Genomic DNA, 16,867 nt, shown 5'->3' with positions numbered 1-16,867 from the left:
AGCAGCGGCGCTGCGACGGCGATGGTTCGCTGCTGCCCGGCTCGCGACCCGATCCATAAGGATCAAGCGGAAATGAGGGCTGGGCTCCGGCCGCCGCAGCCGCCTGAGTTCGGGCTCGGCTTATAGGGGCAGCGGCGGCGCGCGTCAATCCAGAGCATGGGGACAACACGCGCCGCCGGCGCTTCTCGTCAGGCGCGCAGCGTTGCGCCCGTCTTCTTCGCCACTTCCGCGACGATGCGGCCGGCGACCTCCTCGATCTCCTTGTCGGTGAGCGTGCGCTCGCGCGGCTGGAGCGTGACCTCCACCGCCACCGACTTCTTGTCGGGATCGATTCCCTTGCCCTCGTACAGGTCGAATACGCCGACGCCGGTCACGAGCTTCTTGTCCGCGCCCTGCGCCGCCCTGAGGATGTCAGCGGCGGCAACGTCCCGGCCGACGAGGAAGGCGAAGTCGCGCTTCACCGCCTGGAAGGGGGAAAGGTCGAGATTCGGCTTCACCCGCGTCGCCTTGGCCTTGGGCTCGGGAATCTTGTCGAGCACGATCTCGAAGGCGATCAGCGGCCCCGTCACGTCCAGGGCCTCCAGCACGGCGGGATGGATCTCGCCGAAATGGGCCATGGCGTTGGAGCCGAGGCGCAGCGTGCCGGAGCGGCCGGGGTGGTACCAGCCGGGGGCATCGGTGGTGACCTGCAGATTCGCCACAGGCGCGCCGCAGGCGGCAAGCGCCGCGAGGGCGTCGGCCTTGGCGTCGAAGGCGTCCACCGCCGCCGCATTGCCCGCCCAGTGGCGCCCACCGCCCGTGGGCTTGGCCGTGCCACGGCGGATGCCGGAGGCGGCCTGCCGCTGGTCGCCGGGGCCGTCGCCGAGGAAGATCTGGCCCACCTCGAACAGGGCCACGTCGCCGGCCCCGCGCGCCGCATTGGCGCCGGCCGCCTTGATCAGGCCGGGCAGGAGGCTCGGGCGCATGTCCGAGAGGTCCGAGGCGATGGGATTCGAAAGGGCGAGGGCGTCCGCGCCGCCGCCGAAGATCTTCGCGGCCTCCTTGGACACGAAGGACCAGGTGACCGCCTCCACCATGCCCCGCGCGGCCAGCGCGCGCCGGGCCTTGCGGCTGCGCAGCTGGAGAGTGGTCAGCACCGCCTTGCGGGCATCGGCGCCGCGCGGCAGCTCGGTGGCGGGCACGCGCTCGAGGCCGAGGATGCGCACCACTTCTTCCACGAGGTCCGCCTTGCCCTCTATGTCGCCACGCCACGAGGGCGGCACCACCTCAAGCACCGGCGCGCTGCCTGTGACGACGAAGCCGAGCCTGTCCAGCACGCCGCGAATCTCGTCCTCGCTGGCTTCCAGCCCGGTCAGCCGCTTCACCTCGGTGAGCGGGAAGGCAATGGTGCGGGTGGTGTCGGGGATGGCGCCCGCCAGCACCAGATCGGACGGCGCGCCGCCGCACAGCTCAAGGATGAGGTGGGTGGCGAGGTCGAGCCCCGGCAGAGTGGAGGCCGGGTCGATGCCGCGCTCGAAGCGGAAACGGGCATCGGAATTGATGCCGAGCCTGCGGCCGGTCTGCGCGATGTTGATGGGGTCCCAGAGCGCCGATTCGATCACCACGTCGGTGGTGCTCTCGTCGCAGCCTGACTCTTCGCCGCCCATGATGCCGGCGAGGCTCTCCACGCCGGTGTCGTCAGCGATGACGCACATGCTCTCGTCGAGCATGTAGGTCTTGCCGTCGAGCGCCAGCAGCGTCTCGCCGCCCTTGGCCCGGCGCACCACGAGGTTGCCCGTCACCTTGTTCAGGTCGAAGACGTGGAGCGGGCGGTTGCGGTCGAACGTCATGAAATTGGTGACATCCACCAGCGCGTTGATGGGGCGCAGGCCGATGGCGCGCAGGCGATCCTGCAGCCACTGGGGGGAGGGGCCGTTCTTCACGCCCTTCACCACCCGAAGCGCGAAGGCGGGGCACAGCGGCGAGGACTCGCCGAATTCCAGCGTCACCTTCAGCGGGGCGGGGAAGGTGCCCTCTACCGGCTTCACGCGCGGCGCCATCAGCTCGCCGAGGCCGGCGGCGGCGAGGTCGCGGGCGACGCCGGAGACGCCGAGGCAGTCGGCGCGGTTGGGCGTCACCGCGATCTCAATCACCGGATCGTTGAGGCCGAGCACTTCCGCGAAAGGGGCGCCCACGGGGGCGTCTGCCGGCAGCTCCAGGATGCCGTCATGCTCCTCGGAAAGGCCCATCTCGCGGGCCGAGCAGAGCATGCCGCGGCTTTCCACGTCGCGAATCTTGCCGATCTTCAGTTCCAGCCCCGACGTGGGGATGACCGTGCCTGGCGCCGCGAAGACGGTCTTCAGGCCCGCCCGCGCATTCGGCGCGCCGCAGACCACCTGGATGGGGTCGCCGCTGCCGATGGAGACGGTGCAGACGCGCAGCTTGTCCGCGTTGGGGTGCTTCTCGGCGGTCAGCACCTCGCCCACCACGAAGGGCGCGAGCTGCTTGGCCTTGTCCTCCACGCCCTCGACCTCGAGGCCGATGAGGGAGAGGCGCTCCACGATCTGGTCGAAGCTGGCGGTGGGCTCCAGGTGGTCCTTGAGCCAGGAGTAGGTGAATTTCATGGGTCCTGCTCCTTACGCGCTCAGGCCGCCGGCGAGGGTGGGGAAATCCAGCGGGCGGAAGCCGTAGTGGGAGAGCCAGCGCACATCGGCCTCGAAGAAGGCGCGCAGGTCGCTCATGCCGTACTTGAGCATGGCGATGCGATCGATGCCCATGCCCCAGGCGAAGCCCTGGTATTCGTCCGGGTCGATGCCGCAGTTGCGGAGCACGTTGGGATGCACCATCCCGCAGCCGAGGATTTCCAGCCAGTCCGAGCCCTCGCCGAAGCGGATCTCGCCGGGGCGGGAGCGGTCGCACTGGATGTCCACTTCCATGGACGGCTCGGTGAAGGGGAAGAAGGAGGGGCGGAAGCGCATCTTCACGCCCTCCACCTCGAAGAAGGACTTGCAGAACTCCTCCAGCACCCACTTGAGGTGCCCGAGGTGCGCGCCCTTGTCGATCACCAGCCCCTCCACCTGATGGAACATGGGGGTGTGGGTCTGGTCCGAATCGCAGCGATAGGTGCGGCCGGGGCAGATGACGCGGATGGGCGGCTTCTGCGCCTGCATGGTGCGCACCTGCACGGGGGAGGTGTGGGTGCGCAGCACCTTGCGCTCGCCGTCCGTGCCGGGAGGCAGGAAGAAGGTGTCGTGCATCTCGCGCGCCGGATGGCCGGCGGGGAAGTTCAGCGCGGTGAAATTGTGGAAGTCGTCCTCGATGTCCGGCCCTTCCGCTACCGAGAATCCCATGTCGGCGAAGATGGCGGTCAATTCCTCCATCACCTGCGCGATCGGATGGACGCGGCCGGTCTCGGCGGCGGCCTCGCGCACGGGAAGCGTCACGTCCACCTTTTCGGTGGCGAGGCGCGCCTCCAGCGCGGCGCTCTTCAGGGCGGCGCGGCGGTGGGAGAGGAGGCCCTGCACGGCGTCGCGCAGGCCGTTGATGGCGGGGCCCATCACCTTGCGTTCGTCCGGGCTCATGCCGCCGAGCGATTTCAGCAGTTCGGAGACCGACCCCTTCTTGCCGAGGGCCGCGATGCGGACCTCTTCAAGGCCGGCCTCGTCCTGCGCGCGCAGGATGGCGGCGGAGAGGCATTCCTGAAGGTCTTCCAGGGCGCTCGGATCGGTGGCGGATGGTGTCGCGGACATGGGCCTATCCCGGAAAGCGAAAGGCCGGCGGGGGGCCGGCGTCGGGTCGCGCCGCTTATAGACGGGCCGCGCCCAATGGCAAAAGCCCCGGACGGACGATCCGCACGGGGCTCTTGAAGGTCTCGGAAAAGACGGGAGGAGAAGGCAGCGCGCCGGGCGCTGCGATCAGGCGAGGGCCGCCTCTCAGACGAGAGCGGCCTTGGCCTTCTCCACCAGGGCCTTGAACGCGTCGGGCTCGTGGATGGCGATATCCGAGAGCACCTTGCGGTCGACCTCGATCCCGGCCTTGCCGAGACCATCGATAAATCGCGAATAGGTCAGGTCGAGATCAAGCGCGCGCACGCCGGCGTTGATGCGCTGGATCCAGAGCGCGCGGAAATTGCGCTTCTTCACCTTGCGATCGCGGTAGGCATACTGCATCGACCGTTCGACGGCGGACTTCGCAGCGCGGATGGTATTCTTGCGGCGGCCGTAAAAGCCCTTTGCGGCTTTGTAGACCTTCTTGTGCTTGGCGTGTGAGGTAACGCCACGTTTCACGCGGGCCATGGGAAAGCTCCTTCAGATCGCAGTGGCGTCAGCCGTTCGGCAGGAACGACTTGCGGATGACGCGCCCGTCGCACTCGGCGAGGATGGTCGTGCCGCGCTGGTTGCGGATCTGGTTGTTGGTGCGCTTGATCATGCCATGGCGCTTGCCGGCCTGACCCGCGATCACTTTTCCCGTACCCGTCAGGCGGAAGCGTTTCTTCGCTCCCGACTTGGTCTTCATCTTGGGCATTTGGCTCTCCGTGGCATGGGTCCGCGCCCGCGAGGGCGGTGGACGCTCAGCCTCTTGTTGCTGTTGAGCGGTATGAACCCGCGCGGCAGCCCTTAATCGCCGGCGAGTTCGAAGGCGGCAGTCGTTACAGGAGAGGAGGCATAAAGGCAAGTGCCGCCCCGCCCAGGCTGCGCGCAACAGGCGGTGGGCCGGCATCGGGACACGAAGAAAGGCCGCCGCGCAAGGCGGCGACCTTTTCGTCAACCAGAACGGCCGGGATCAGGGGCAGGGATGCTGCAGCCCGTCATAGCCGGTGTAGGTGCCGGTGGCGGGGTTGTAGGAGCGGAAGCGTTGCGAGCAATAGGCGACCGCGTTGCTACCGCTGTTCGAGTTGGCCGCCGCCGCACCCGCCGCCGCGCCGAGGGCGAGGCCGGCGATGCCGGCCGCGATCCACGCGCCGTTGTTATTGCGGTAGTACCAGCTGCCGTTCCGCCAATAGGGGCGTCCCCAGCGCGCGTGATAGCCGGGGCGCGGCCCATGCCAGCCGGGGCGGCCGTATCCGGGGCGGCCATAGCCCGGTCCACGGACCGGCCCTCGCTTGACGTATCCCGGTCCGCGCCTTGGCCCGCCACGCCGCACCTGCACCTCGTCGGGTGCCGCGGCCTGGACCTTCATGGATGCGGCACCGGCCCGCAACGCCTGCGCCGATGCGGCCGGAGCCGTCGCCACAGTGGCCACACCGACGCTGGAAACGACGATGGCCGCGGAGGTGAGGCCGACGGTGATCCGCCGGAAGGTCTTGCGCAACAGATGATGCATACCGAACTCCTTGTTATTCCCGGTCAACGCCGCCGGGCGATGCAAGGATGCCTCTGGTCACGCACGAGTGATTGGCGGCGGCACGCAAACGATTGAATGCACCACTTCGCCGCTTTCCAGCCGCAAGTTCCGCGACGTCCGCGAAACATTCGACACAAAGAGCGCTGAAGATGGAAAGTGTTGAGGGAGTGAAGATCATGTTCGGCACAAGAAGGGTGGCATTGTTTGCAGCGGCTGCGGTCGCCGGCGGCATGCTTTCGCTTTCGGTTCCCGTCGCGAATGCACAAGCGCTGCGCCTTGGCCTTGCCAATCCCGCGCTTGCCAATGCCGGCGCGGTTGAAACCGTCGCCTGGCGCGGCGGCGGCGGACCGCGGGTCGGGGCCGTGCGCATGGGCGGCCCCCGGGTGGGCGTCCGTCCCGGCTATGTGGGGCGCCCCGGTTATGTCGGCCGTCCCGGCTTCGTCGGTCGTCCGGGCTATGTGGGTCGCCCCGGTTTCGTCGGTCGTCCCGGCTATGTCGGCCGTCCGGTCTATGCGGGCCGTCCCGGTTGGGGTCCTGGCCGTCCCGGCTGGGGACCCGGCGGACCGGGTTGGGGCCGTCCAGGCTGGCGCCCGCCGCCGGGCGCTTGGGGGCCGGGACCGTGGCGTCCGGGCTGGGGCTGGTATCGTCCCGGCTGGGGCTGGGGCTATTACAACAACACCGGCGCGTGGATCGCCCTCGGAGTCGCCAGCGGACTGGCGCTCGGCGCGGTGGCGGCGGCCAATGCCGAGCCGGTCTATACGAACGATGCGGTGGCGTATTGCATGTCGCGCTTCCGGTCGTACAACCCGAACACCGGTACCTACACCGGCTACGACGGGCTCCAGCACCCCTGCCCGTGAGGCTTGCGCGGCCGTTCACGCGGCCGCGCCCCTCATCGGGAGGGGTGGGTCTGAGAGGTCAGAAACGAGAAAAGCCCGGCGCGCTGCGCCGGGCTTTTTCTTTATTCCGTCCTCAAGGCCCGGGTCAGCGGGGGGCGAGAATCATGATCATCTGCCGGCCCTCGAGCATGGGCTCGGCCTCGACCTTGGCCACCGGCGACACATCTTCCTTGAGCTTCTGGAGCAGCTTGTAGCCGATGTCCTGATGCGCCATCTCGCGACCACGGAAGCGCAGGGTCACCTTCACCTTGTCGCCTTCCTCGAAGAAGCGCTGCATGGCCCGCATCTTCACGTCGTAGTCGTGGTCGTCGATGCCCGGGCGGAGCTTGATCTCCTTGACCTCGACCACCTTCTGCTTCTTGCGCGCCTCGCTGGCCTTCTTCTGGTTCTGGTACTTGAAGCGGCCGTAATCGAGGATCTTGCAGACGGGGGGCGCGGAATTGGGGGAAATCTCGACGAGATCGAGCCCGGCTTCCTGCGCCAGCGTGAGCGCATCGCGGATTGCTACCACGCCGCGGTTCTGACCGTCCTGGTCGATCAGTTGGACTTCGCGGATGCGGATTTCCTCATTGACGCGCGGTCCATCCTTCTCCGGCGCGACGGGTCTCATAGGGCGGCGAATGGCTTCAGCTCCTTGGCAATCAACACGATCCCCCGAGGTAAACGGGCCGCGGCGCCGGTCCTCGCCGTCGTCTGCGCAACCCGCCTCTCAGGGTAGGCTGGAAAGATCGTGACAAACCGCCGTAAAGTCAATGACCCATGCGGATTCGCGCGGCGTCGCCCCGGCCTCTGCCGACAGGGTCTGCCGCGATCGGGCCGGCAGGACGGCTCGCTGGTGCCGCCTGCAGGTCAGGGCAGGGGTCACAGTTCAGCCGCCTTCCCTGTGCATGCCTCTGGGACAAGGGTCCGCCGGCCCCCCGGACATCTCCATCCGGACTATGCAATGACGACGACCCCGATGACTGCTCTTCTGCCTCGCTCCCGGCCCCGTGCCGCTGCCGCCGTGGCTGGTATCCTGATGATTGCCGGCTGGACGGCGCTCGCCGGGCCTGCCCGCGCGGACGGGAAGCTGAACGCCAAATATGTGCTGACCGTCGGCGGCGTCGAGCTGGGCCGGGGCTCCATCACCGTCGCGGCCGGCGATCAGGCCTATGAGATTTCCGGCTCGGCCCGCGTCACCGGCGTGCTGCGGGCGGTCTCCTCCGGCAAGGGCGTCGCGGCCTCGCGTGGGACCATCTCCGGCGGAAAGCTGGTGCCGAAGGTCTACGCGCTCAATGCCGAGGCCGATGGCAAGGCGGAAACAGCGCGCCTCGCCATGGCTTCCGGGGCGTTGAAGGAGATGGAGGTGGAGCCGCCGCTGAAGCCGGCCGCCGACCGCGTTCCCATCGAGCAGTCGGTGCTGCAGAACATCCTCGATCCCATGAGTGGCGCTTTCGTCTACGTGCCCGGCACCGGCGACATGCTGTCCGCCGCGGCCTGCGCCCGCTCGGTCCCGGTGTTCGACGGGCGCCAGCGCTACGACCTGGCCCTGACCTACCAGCGCACCGAGGCGGTGAAGGTGGCGGGATATGCGGGCTCTGCGGTGGTGTGCTCGGTGCGTTACCAGCCCGTCGCAGGCCACCGGCCCTCGCGCTATACGGTCAAGTACATGACGGAGAACAAGGACATCTCCGTGTGGCTGGTGCCGATTGCCGGCACCCGCCTGATGGCGCCGTTTCGCGTGTCCGTCGCCACCATGATCGGCACGGCTTTGCTGGAGGCGACCTCGCTGGAAACTGAGGTTAAGGCAAACACCGTCCCTGTGAACGCCCCGCGCTGAGCGGCCGGCCTGAATCCGCTACCGCTCATCCCACACCCCAACATCTCGTAGGGGGAGAAGGGGGAACGCGGCGGGCACTGCGATTCGGTCGCGATTCGTTCGATGGCTGTTCCAAGGAGGCGCCTGCCGCAATCCCGCGCCGGGACACCGCCCTCGCTGTCGCATCTACCCCGAACGTGAGCGTTGCCGGCACCGGGTCGCGTTGACACCGGCAGCGGCGCAGGTGTTCCCTGCTCGGGCGTGAGCGGTTCACGCGCGAGGACATCATGGCGAAACGCAGCAAGGGTGCGCAGAAGGCTCAGGCAACGGCCCCGCGGGGTGTGTCATCGCTGACGGAAGCCAAGGCCTGGATGGCCAGCCGGGGCATCACCGAGATCGAATGCACCGTTCCCGATCTCGCCGGCGTGGCGCGCGGCAAGATCATGCCGGCGTCCAAATTCTTCTCCTCGCCCGTGATGAACCTGCCGCTGTCGGTCTTCTTCCAGACCATCTCCGGCGAATATCCCGACTATGACGGGCTGGTCGATTCGGTGATCGCGGACAGCGACCTCGTGCTGGAGCCGGACCTTGCCACCCTGTGCTCGGTGCCGTGGGCGCAGGACCCCACCGCCCAGGTGATCCATGACGCCTACCACCGCGACGGGCGTCCGGTGGAGCTTGCCCCCCGGCAGGTGCTGCGTCACGTCATCTCGCTCTACGAGAAGAAGGGCTGGAAGCCGGTGGTGGCGCCGGAGATCGAGTTCTATCTCGTCGAGCCCAACACCGATCCCGACTATCCCCTGAAGCCGCCGGTGGGCCGTTCCGGCCGGCCGGAGATCGGCCGCCAGTCCTATTCGATCCAGGCGGTGAACGAGTTCGATGCCCTGTTCGAGGACATCTACGATTATTCCGAGGCCCAGGGGCTGGAGATCGACACGCTGATCCACGAGGACGGCGCGGCGCAGATGGAGATCAACCTGCGCCACGGAGATCCGCTCGTGCTGGCGGACCAGGTGTTCCTGTTCAAGCGCACGATCCGCGAGGCGGCGCTCGCCCACAAGATCTACGCGACCTTCATGGCCAAGCCCATCGCCAACGAGCCGGGCAGCGCCATGCACATCCACCAGTCGGTGCTCAACACCGCCACCGGGGGCAACCTGTTCTCCGACGAGGACGGCGACCCGACGCCGGAGTTCTTCTCCTTCATCGCCGGCCACCAGAAATATCTGCCGGCCGTCATGTGCATCATGGCGCCCTATGTGAATTCCTACCGCCGGCTGACGCGCGACTCCATGGCGCCCATCAACCTGCAATGGGGCTACGACAACCGGACGGCCGGTCTGCGCGTGCCGCCTTCCACCCCCGAGGCGCGGCGGCTGGAGAACCGGGTGCCATCATCGGACGCCAACCCCTATCTCGCCATCGCCGCCTCCCTCGCCTGCGGCTATCTCGGCCTGACAGAGAACCTGCGTGCCACCGATCCCATCGACGGCGACGCGAAAAATCTCGATTTCGACCTGCCCCGCGGGCTCCTGGAGGCGGTTGCGGCGTTTCAGGAGAGCGAACCGCTTGCCGAGGTGCTCGGCGCCCGGTTCGTCTCCGCCTATGCGGCGGTGAAGCAGGCCGAGTTCGAAACCTTCATGAGGGTGATCTCGCCCTGGGAGCGGGAGTACCTTCTGCTCAATGTATGAGGCCGACGGTGCCCAACGAGAAGAAGAAGGAAAACGCCATGCACCGTGTCGCCGCGCCGCTCAACCCGGCCGGCCATGCCCGCTCCTGGTACACGGCGACGGCCACCGCCTTCCCCGCTTTCCCGCCGCTGAAGGGCACGGTGCGCGCGGATGTGTGCATCATCGGCGCCGGCTATACGGGGCTGTCCGCCGCCCTTCATCTCGCCGAGGCCGGGTTCAAGGTGGTGGTGCTGGAATCCGCGCGGGTGGGCTCGGGCGCCTCCGGGCGCAACGGGGGGCAGCTTCACAGCGGCCAGCGCCGCGGCCAGGACTTCCTGGAAAAGGCCGTGGGGAAAGACGACGCCCACAAGCTGTGGGACCTCGCGGAAGAGGGCAAGGCGCTGGTGCGCAGCCTCGTCGCCCGATACGACATTCCGTGCGACCTGCGGGACGGGCTGATCCTCGCCGATCACAAGGCCCGGTACGTTCCGGACAGCTACGATTACGCCCGCACGCTGGCAACGGACTACGGCTATGACGCCCTGGTGCCGCTGTCCCGCGACGAGATCCGCGCCATGGTCGGCACCTCCGCTTATTACGGCGGTCTCCTGGACAAAGGTGCCGGGCATCTGCATCCGCTCAATTTCGCCCTCGGCCTCGGCGCGGCCGCCGTCGCGGCCGGTGCTGAGATTCACGAGGGCACGCGCGCCAGCAAGGTCGCGGATGCCGGCGGCGTGACCGTGACCACCGATACCGGCGGCAGCGTCATGGCCGACATGCTGCTTGAGTGCGGCAACGGCCTCATGGACGGCCTCGACCGGGCGGTCGACGCCCACGTCATGCCCATCTGCAACTACATCGCGGCCACGGAGCCCCTGGGCGAGCGGGCCCGCGAGATCATCGCCAATGACGCGGCGGTGGCGGACAGCCGGTTCGTCATCAACTATTTCCGCCTCTCCGCCGACGGGCGGCTTCTGTTCGGTGGTGGCGAAAGCTATCGGCGCGGGCTGCGGCCGGATGTGGCGGACTTCGTGCGGCCGTTCATGCTGCGCATCTTCCCGCAACTCGGCGACGCGCGCATCGACTATGCCTGGGGTGGCGTGCTGGCCATCACCATGTCGCGGCTACCCTTCGTGCGGCGGATGTCGCCGAACGTCCTCGTTTCGGCGGGCTACAGCGGGCAGGGCGTGGCGCTGGCGCCGCTGTTCGGCAAGATCCTTGCCGAGGCGGTGCAGGGCCAGCTTTCCCGCTTCGATCTGCTCGGCCGCCTTCCGGTGCCGCCTTTTCCCGGCGGCACCCTGCTGCGCACCCCGCTGATGATGGCGGGCCTCAGCTACTACGCCCTGCGCGACCGGCTCTGAGCGCTCAGCCTCAGTTCAGTCCGCCGAGGCGCTTCGCCTCGACTTAGTTGAGTCCGCCCAGGCGCTTCGCCTCGGCGAGGGCCTTGAGGCAGCCGGCCTCGTCGCCCGCCGCCTGCAGGTTGATGGCCTGATTGAGCGCGCCCAAGGCGCCTGAATCCGGCTGGGTCAGGCCCGCCGCAGCCAGCGAGCTTGGCGTCGCCTGCTGATCGGTCTGGGCCGCGATGGACTGCTCCTGCTCCGGCGGCTTCTTGGGATGCGGCAGCCGCTCCTTGAGCGCCGCCTGGACGGTAACGATCTGCTCGAGGCAGGCCTGCGCGCGCGCCGGGGCGGCGAACGCGATCAGCACCAGCGCCGCAATCAGCGCGCCAGCGAAACGGGACGCGGAATCATGAGCCATTCTCGACCTCGGCCACAGGCAGCGGGGTGCCGCCATGCCGGCAGCGTCCCCTTGAGTCGCGGGCCGACCCGCCCGCGCCGCGAGCATAGCGAGGCCCACGGCGCGTTGGAATGCGGCGCTGCGACGGGCTGGCGCCCGGAATGGCGCCGGGAATTGCGCCTCAGTGCCCTTCCCCCGTCGCGCGACGGCGGCGGACCAGCATGTTGAGCGCCTCGATGGCGGTCGAGAAGCCCATGGCGGCGTAGACGTAGCCCTTGGGAACGTGGGCGCCGAAGCCTTCGGCGATCAGCGTCATGCCGATCATGATGAGGAAGCCCAGCGCCAGCATCACCACGGTGGGGTTCGACTCGATGAAGCGCGCCAGCGGGTCGGCGGCCAGCAGCATGCAGGTCACCGCCGCGATCACGGCGATGATCATGATCGGGATATGCTCGGTCATGCCCACGGCGGTGATGATGCTGTCGATGGAGAACACGAGGTCGAGAATCAGGATCTGCACGATGGCGGCGGTGAAGCCGATGGTCACCTTGCTGTCCTTCACGTCCTCCGCGTGGGTGCGCGGGTCCACGTTGTGGTGGATCTCGGTGGTCGCCTTCCACACCAGGAACAGGCCGCCGGCGATGAGGATGAGGTCGCGCCAGGAGAAGGCGTGGCCGAACACCTCGAAGATGGGCGCCGTGAGCCGCACGATGATGGCGATGGTGCCGAGGAGGCCGAGGCGCATGATGAGCGCGAGGCCGATGCCGATGCGCCGCGCCCTGCTGCGGTATTGCTCCGGCAGCTTGTTGGTGAGGATGGAGATGAAGATCAGGTTGTCGATGCCGAGCACGACTTCCATGGCCACCAGCGTCACCAGGGCGACCCACGCGGCGGGATCGGCCGCGAGTTGGAGGAGGTAGTCCATCTAGGAGGTGCCTTCAGCGAGAGGTTGCGATGAATTCTGGACCGCGCCGCCGGCTTCACGCTCGGGCTGGGGCGCGAACTGTGGCGGCGCGTGGACGCGGATGGCGGCGGGCCGGATGCTGAAATGCGCCGGCGTGTAGGTGACCAACTCGCCGTCGGTATTGACCGGGCGGGGACGGCTGGTGCGCACCACCACCTTCCGCGTGCGGAAGGCCCGCACATCGTCCCACTGGCCCTGGGTGCCGTTGCGCAGAGAGGGCAGGAGGGCGAGGAGGCGCCACCAGTGGTCCACCTCCAGGCTGTAGAAATCGAGCTGTCCGTCGTCGGCGGTGGCGTTGGCCTCCACCGTCATGCCACCGCCGTAGTGTCGGCCGTTGCCCACGGACACCTGAAGGGTCCGCACAGCCTCGGCCGTTCCGTCATGCTCGATGTAGGCGGTGAACAGCCGCGACTGGATGAGCAGGCGCGCAGCGACGATGCCGTACCCGACCACGCCGAAATAGCGCTTCGCCTCGCGTGTGAGCGCGCGGGCGAGATCGGCGGAGAAGCCGATGCTCGCGACATTGAGGAAGGGGTGGCCGTTGACGTCGCCGAGATCGATGAAGCGCGGCGGATGGGCCAGGATGACCCGCGCGGCCCCCATCGGGTCGGTGGGAATGGAGAGCGTGCGGGCGAAGTCGTTCGCCGTGCCGAGCGGCAGCACTCCGAGGGGAAGCTGGGTGTCGAAAAGACCGGAGGCGGCGGCGTTGAGCGTTCCGTCGCCGCCGCCGATGATGACAAGGTCCACCGCGTCCGCGCGGGCGCGCAGGAGGTCGGAGATCTCGCCGGCTGGCGGCAGCGGGGCTTCCAGGAGATCAAAACCGGTCTCGAGCAGGGCGCGCACGCCATCGAGCGGCAGCGCGCCGCCGCGGGCGTGCGGGTTCACCATGAACAGCGCGCGCCGCCGGGTCTTGGGGCCTTGCTCGGTCATGCTGACACGGGGCTCGGCAATGGGAAGGAAACCATGGGGCCTCTGGACGGAGCGCGCAAATCACGCCTGATCCGACATCACGCAGAAAATCTGCGCCAGAGGGGCCCGGACCAGTGAGCGGAAAAATGGGGCGTGGAAGCAAGCCGCCAAGAGGGTGTGGCGGAATGTCGCGAGCCAGCGGCGTCTCGGGAAGAGACCGGCGGTTCGGGCTTTCAGGAGGGGGGAGATCAGAGGGAGGAGAGCGGGGGCGTTGCTCTCCTCCCTCTACATCCGGTCAGCGCCAGGGTTGCGGCACCTGGAAATGACCGAACTCCTCAACCGGGAAAGGAGGGAGGAGAGCGGGGGCGTGCTCTCCTCCCTCATTTCAATCAGCACCTGGGTTGCGGTTCCAAGGGGCTGACCGAACGGTTTGGTTCGATGAACATTGACATATCGCACCGCTTTCGGCAAAGCAACAGCGAACTGAACGGTTCGGTCACAAAAATTCTTGCGAAGGCCTTCGGGCGGTGACCCCGCGTTCGCTCGCATGGCCTGTCGTCGGCACCAAAGCGACCCGTGTGGCATCGTTGCCATGGCCGCGGTGCAAGGCGCTTCGGGGCCGTCAATGCGCTTGCGCGCAGGATGGGCGATGACCGAGAACGAAGACATGACGAAGAGACGCGCAGGATGATGGACAGGGACGGCGATATCGCCCTCGAGCCTAGACAGGCGATCGGCTCGCAAGAGAGCGCACCGAGTGATGCGCACGAAGGCGCGTCCGGCGCGGGCCAGGATCCTGAAAAGCGCAACCAGATCCTCGCCGGCGCGCGGCAGGTGTTCTTCGACCGTGGCTTCGATGCCGCCAGCATGGGCGACATCGCCCGCGCGGCCGGGGTCTCCAAGGGCACGCTCTACGTCTATTTCGAGAACAAGGACGACCTCTTCGCCGAGCTCGTCTCCAGCGAATGCTGCGAGACCGCCGAACGCATGTTCGTGGTGGATCCGGATGAAGAGGATCTGGAGGCGGCGCTGACCAAGATCGGCCGCTCTTTCGTCGCGGCCATCCTGCGTCCCAGCAGCATCGCCCTGCTGCGGACCGTCATCGCCATCTCCGGCAAGTTTCCCGACGTGGGGCGACGCTTCTTCGAAGCCGGACCGTGCGCAGGCATTTCGCGCCTCTCGGTGTTCCTGCGCATCAAGGTGCAGCAGGGCCTGCTCGACATCGAGGACGTGGATCAGGCGGCCAGCCAGTTCCTCACCCTCTGCAAGGATGGCGTGACCATTCCCGTCCTCGTCGGCGCGCCGGATGCGCCCGATCCGGCGGCGGTGGAGAAGTCGGTGCGCGGCGCGGTGCGGGTGTTCCTGCGCGCCTATGGCAGCGACCGGCGCACCGCGCCCTGATCTCACGCGCCCGGCAGCACCAGCCGGCCCTCCGCATCGAAGGGGAAGAAGGGATTGTGGGCGACCTCCCACAGATGCCCGTCGGGGTCGGCGAAATAGCCGCTCGTTCCACCCCAGAACGCCTTTTGCGCCGGCTTCACCACGCGCCCGCCCGCCGCTTTCGCCCGCGCGATCAGGTCCCCGGCCTCTTCCGGTGAACCGACGTTGCAGGCGAGCGTCACGCCGGAGAAGGCCTGCGGCGGGGTGTCGTCCAGCGTCGCGTCCGCCGCGAGGCGATCCCGGGGAAAGAGGCTCAGCACCACATTGCCAGCGTGGAAGAAGGCGACGTTGCCCGCTTCTCCCTCTGCCGCTGCGCTCTCCCTGAGGCCGAGCGCGCGATAGAAGGCGGCGGCCCGCGCGAGGTCGGATACGCCGAGCGTGACGAGATGAAGCCTGAGGTCCGGCGCGGTCATGGCATTCCTTACGCGAAGAGGTCGAGCTGCTCGCCCGGCTGCTTTGGGCGGCGGAAATGATCGGTGGTGAGCTTCAGCCCGCGTCCGGCGAGGCCGAGCCGGCGAGCCGTGATCTCGAACCGGCGGCCCACCGTCCACGCATAGGGACCATCCCCGCGCCCCCTCTTGCCGAAGGTTGAGTCGTAATCCTTCCCGCCATGCATCTGGCGGATCAGGTTCAGCACATGGCGGGCCCTGTCCGGGAAATGCGCCACGAGCCACTCGCGGAACAGGTCGGCGATCTCCAGCGGCAGGCGCAGCATTACATAGCCGGCCTCCGACGCCCCTGCGGCCTTGGCGGCATCGAGGATGCGCTCGATCTCCATGTCGTTCAGCGCCGGGATGAGCGGGGCCGTGAGGACGGCGGTGGGGATGCCGGCATCGGCGAGGCGACGGATGGTGCCGAGGCGGACATGGGGGCTGGCGGCGCGCGGCTCCATCGTGCGGGACAGGTGCGGGTCGAGCGTGGTCATGGAAATGGCGACCTTCGCGAGGCCCTTCTCCGCCATGGGCCCGAGGATATCGATGTCGCGCACCACCAGCGCCGACTTGGTGACGATCCCGACCGGATGGCCGAAATCGGCCAGCACCTCCAGGATGCGCCGGGTCAGCTCATAGCGCCGTTCGATGGGCTGGTAGGGATCGGTATTCGTCCCCATGGCGATGACGCGCGGCTTATAGGACGGGTGCGACAGCTCCCGCGCGAGCAGTTCCGCCGCGTCCGGCTTCACGAACAGCTTGGTCTCGAAATCGAGGCCGGCGGAGAGGCCCTGATAGGCGTGGGTCGGCCGCGCGAAGCAATAGATGCAGCCGTGCTCGCACCCCCGGTAGACGTTGATGGAGCGGTCGAAGGCGATGTCGGGCGACTGGTTGCGGGTGATGATGGTGCGCGCCCGCTCCTCCGTGACTTCCGTGCGGAAGGGCGGCAGGTCTTCCAGCGTCTGCCAGCCGTCGTCGAACAAGACACGGGCGGCCGGCTCGAAGCGCCCGGCCGCGTTGGACACCGCGCCCCGGCCACGCCGCCGCTCGGCCTTCACCCCCGTCCCGGTCTCGCCGTCGAGAGCAGCGGGCAAGGGACCGGGTAAGGAATCTGGCAGGGCAGGGGCGGCCGTCCGCCGTTCCTCTGCGAGACGCCCCATGATCCGCTCGGCGCGCGTCTTGATCGGCGGGGAGGCAATGCGCGCCCCGCCGGACATGGCTTTAGGCTGGGCGGCCTTCGATTGTGTGGCATTGGTCTGCGCGGCCTTGGCCGTCACCGGGTGTAGTGGCGCGGCAATTGGTCCCCCCGGAACGGGCGGGGCGGCGGTGCGCGGGCCGTGGGAATCGCGTGCGGGGCTCATGCTCAAAAAGCTAGCACCGAAATCGGAACATAACAAGAACATTGCCAACTCGGCGATCGACTGGCGGATCGCGTCGTTTAATCTGGAATACTGTACACCAGAAGGCAGTTGCCAGACATTCCCATCTCCGGTAAAGGCCTCAGAAGACGCTTAGGAGCAGGGGGATAAGATGGCTGAACACGCCACGATCGAATATGCCACGGCAGACGGTAACGATTATCCCGAGCACGAGCGCACGTACGCCATGTTCACGGCCCTCGCCAAGTGGGGCACCATCGGCGTTGCTGCCATCCTCGTCCTGATGTGGATTTTCCTCCTCTGACCCGCTGAGCGGCC

The 16,867-nt window shown here is 67.9% G+C and carries 18 protein-coding genes; 7 read left to right on the top strand and 11 right to left on the bottom strand.

The genetic code is table 11. The features are described 5' to 3' along the window. Positions 1 to 188: 188 nt before the first annotated feature. From pheT to J2126_RS05430, 5 genes are all read right to left on the bottom strand, one after another. Positions 189 to 2,603, bottom strand: a complete 2,415-nt coding sequence (gene pheT, locus J2126_RS05450) for a phenylalanine--tRNA ligase subunit beta (RefSeq protein WP_209484684.1) — start codon at positions 2,601 to 2,603, stop codon at positions 189 to 191. A gap of 12 nt (positions 2,604 to 2,615) precedes the next feature. Then, positions 2,616 to 3,728 (bottom strand): phenylalanine--tRNA ligase subunit alpha, encoded by a 1,113-nt coding sequence (pheS, locus tag J2126_RS05445; protein WP_209484682.1) that lies wholly within the window; start codon positions 3,726 to 3,728, stop codon positions 2,616 to 2,618. Positions 3,729 to 3,911: 183 nt separating this feature from the next. Continuing rightward, positions 3,912 to 4,274 carry a 50S ribosomal protein L20 gene (gene rplT, locus J2126_RS05440; protein ID WP_024280414.1) on the bottom strand — a complete coding sequence of 121 codons (363 nt, stop codon included), beginning with the start codon at positions 4,272 to 4,274 and terminating at the stop codon, positions 3,912 to 3,914. A gap of 28 nt (positions 4,275 to 4,302) precedes the next feature. Next, positions 4,303 to 4,503 carry a 50S ribosomal protein L35 gene (gene rpmI, locus J2126_RS05435; RefSeq protein WP_121622521.1) on the bottom strand — a complete coding sequence of 67 codons (201 nt, stop codon included), beginning with the start codon at positions 4,501 to 4,503 and terminating at the stop codon, positions 4,303 to 4,305. A gap of 258 nt (positions 4,504 to 4,761) precedes the next feature. Next, positions 4,762 to 5,301, bottom strand: coding sequence for a BA14K family protein (locus J2126_RS05430; RefSeq protein ID WP_209484680.1), 540 nt, complete (start codon positions 5,299 to 5,301; stop codon positions 4,762 to 4,764). A gap of 197 nt (positions 5,302 to 5,498) precedes the next feature. On the opposite strand from J2126_RS05430, the gene J2126_RS05425 reads away from it, so the two are divergent. Continuing rightward, a complete protein-coding gene (locus J2126_RS05425) occupies positions 5,499 to 6,182 on the top strand; it encodes a BA14K family protein (protein ID WP_245327218.1) in 684 nt (227 codons plus the stop codon). Between the two features lie 124 nt (positions 6,183 to 6,306). Here J2126_RS05425 and infC read toward each other — a convergent pair whose 3' ends face one another. Next, the gene (infC, locus tag J2126_RS05420; RefSeq protein WP_209484678.1) at positions 6,307 to 6,831 is read right to left on the bottom strand and encodes a translation initiation factor IF-3; all 525 of its coding nucleotides are present in this window, start codon (positions 6,829 to 6,831) and stop codon (positions 6,307 to 6,309) included. A gap of 333 nt (positions 6,832 to 7,164) precedes the next feature. Between infC and J2126_RS05415 the strand changes: the two genes are divergently transcribed. The 3 genes from J2126_RS05415 (at position 7,165) to J2126_RS05405 (ending at position 11,050) form a co-directional block, all read left to right on the top strand. Then, positions 7,165 to 8,040: a DUF3108 domain-containing protein gene (locus J2126_RS05415; RefSeq protein ID WP_245327217.1), complete on the top strand. Its 876-nt coding sequence runs from the start codon at positions 7,165 to 7,167 to the stop codon at positions 8,038 to 8,040. Positions 8,041 to 8,306: 266 nt separating this feature from the next. Then, entirely contained in the window at positions 8,307 to 9,710 is a 1,404-nt protein-coding gene (locus J2126_RS05410; RefSeq protein ID WP_209484677.1) for a glutamine synthetase family protein, read from the top strand. 38 nt (positions 9,711 to 9,748) lie between these two features. Then, positions 9,749 to 11,050 (top strand): NAD(P)/FAD-dependent oxidoreductase, encoded by a 1,302-nt coding sequence (locus J2126_RS05405; RefSeq protein ID WP_209489874.1) that lies wholly within the window; start codon positions 9,749 to 9,751, stop codon positions 11,048 to 11,050. Positions 11,051 to 11,093: 43 nt separating this feature from the next. Here the strand turns inward: J2126_RS05405 and J2126_RS05400 are convergent, their stop codons facing one another. From J2126_RS05400 to J2126_RS05390, 3 genes are all read right to left on the bottom strand, one after another. Further along, positions 11,094 to 11,447 (bottom strand): hypothetical protein, encoded by a 354-nt coding sequence (locus J2126_RS05400; RefSeq protein ID WP_209484675.1) that lies wholly within the window; start codon positions 11,445 to 11,447, stop codon positions 11,094 to 11,096. A 160-nt stretch (positions 11,448 to 11,607) separates the two neighbouring features. Then, complete coding sequence (locus J2126_RS05395) at positions 11,608 to 12,351, bottom strand: TerC family protein (protein ID WP_209484673.1); 744 nt, start codon at positions 12,349 to 12,351, stop codon at positions 11,608 to 11,610. After that, positions 12,352 to 13,320 carry a lipid kinase gene (locus J2126_RS05390; protein ID WP_209484671.1) on the bottom strand — a complete coding sequence of 323 codons (969 nt, stop codon included), beginning with the start codon at positions 13,318 to 13,320 and terminating at the stop codon, positions 12,352 to 12,354. 666 nt (positions 13,321 to 13,986) lie between these two features. Here J2126_RS05390 and J2126_RS05385 point away from each other — a divergent pair. After that, complete coding sequence (locus J2126_RS05385) at positions 13,987 to 14,700, top strand: TetR/AcrR family transcriptional regulator (RefSeq protein WP_245327216.1); 714 nt, start codon at positions 13,987 to 13,989, stop codon at positions 14,698 to 14,700. Between the two features lie 2 nt (positions 14,701 to 14,702). Here the strand turns inward: J2126_RS05385 and J2126_RS05380 are convergent, their stop codons facing one another. Both J2126_RS05380 and J2126_RS05375 read right to left on the bottom strand, forming a co-directional pair. Beyond that, positions 14,703 to 15,152: a VOC family protein gene (locus J2126_RS05380; protein ID WP_209484669.1), complete on the bottom strand. Its 450-nt coding sequence runs from the start codon at positions 15,150 to 15,152 to the stop codon at positions 14,703 to 14,705. Positions 15,153 to 15,160: 8 nt separating this feature from the next. Continuing rightward, positions 15,161 to 16,330: a PA0069 family radical SAM protein gene (locus tag J2126_RS05375; protein WP_209484667.1), complete on the bottom strand. Its 1,170-nt coding sequence runs from the start codon at positions 16,328 to 16,330 to the stop codon at positions 15,161 to 15,163. Between J2126_RS05375 and J2126_RS05370 the strand changes: the two genes are divergently transcribed. Both J2126_RS05370 and J2126_RS05365 read left to right on the top strand, forming a co-directional pair. After that, positions 16,329 to 16,685 carry a hypothetical protein gene (locus tag J2126_RS05370; RefSeq protein ID WP_209484665.1) on the top strand — a complete coding sequence of 119 codons (357 nt, stop codon included), beginning with the start codon at positions 16,329 to 16,331 and terminating at the stop codon, positions 16,683 to 16,685. The genes J2126_RS05375 and J2126_RS05370 overlap by 2 nt on opposite strands. A gap of 15 nt (positions 16,686 to 16,700) precedes the next feature. Next, positions 16,701 to 16,853, top strand: a complete 153-nt coding sequence (locus tag J2126_RS05365; RefSeq protein ID WP_024280402.1) for an aa3-type cytochrome c oxidase subunit IV — start codon at positions 16,701 to 16,703, stop codon at positions 16,851 to 16,853. Positions 16,854 to 16,867 lie beyond the last annotated feature (14 nt).

Origin of the sequence: Xanthobacter flavus, from assembly GCF_017875275.1 — a bacterium.
Classification (GTDB): domain Bacteria; phylum Pseudomonadota; class Alphaproteobacteria; order Rhizobiales; family Xanthobacteraceae; genus Xanthobacter; species Xanthobacter flavus_A.
The sequence above is the reverse complement of the archived record's forward strand: the minus strand, read 5'-3'. Positions and strand labels throughout refer to the sequence as shown.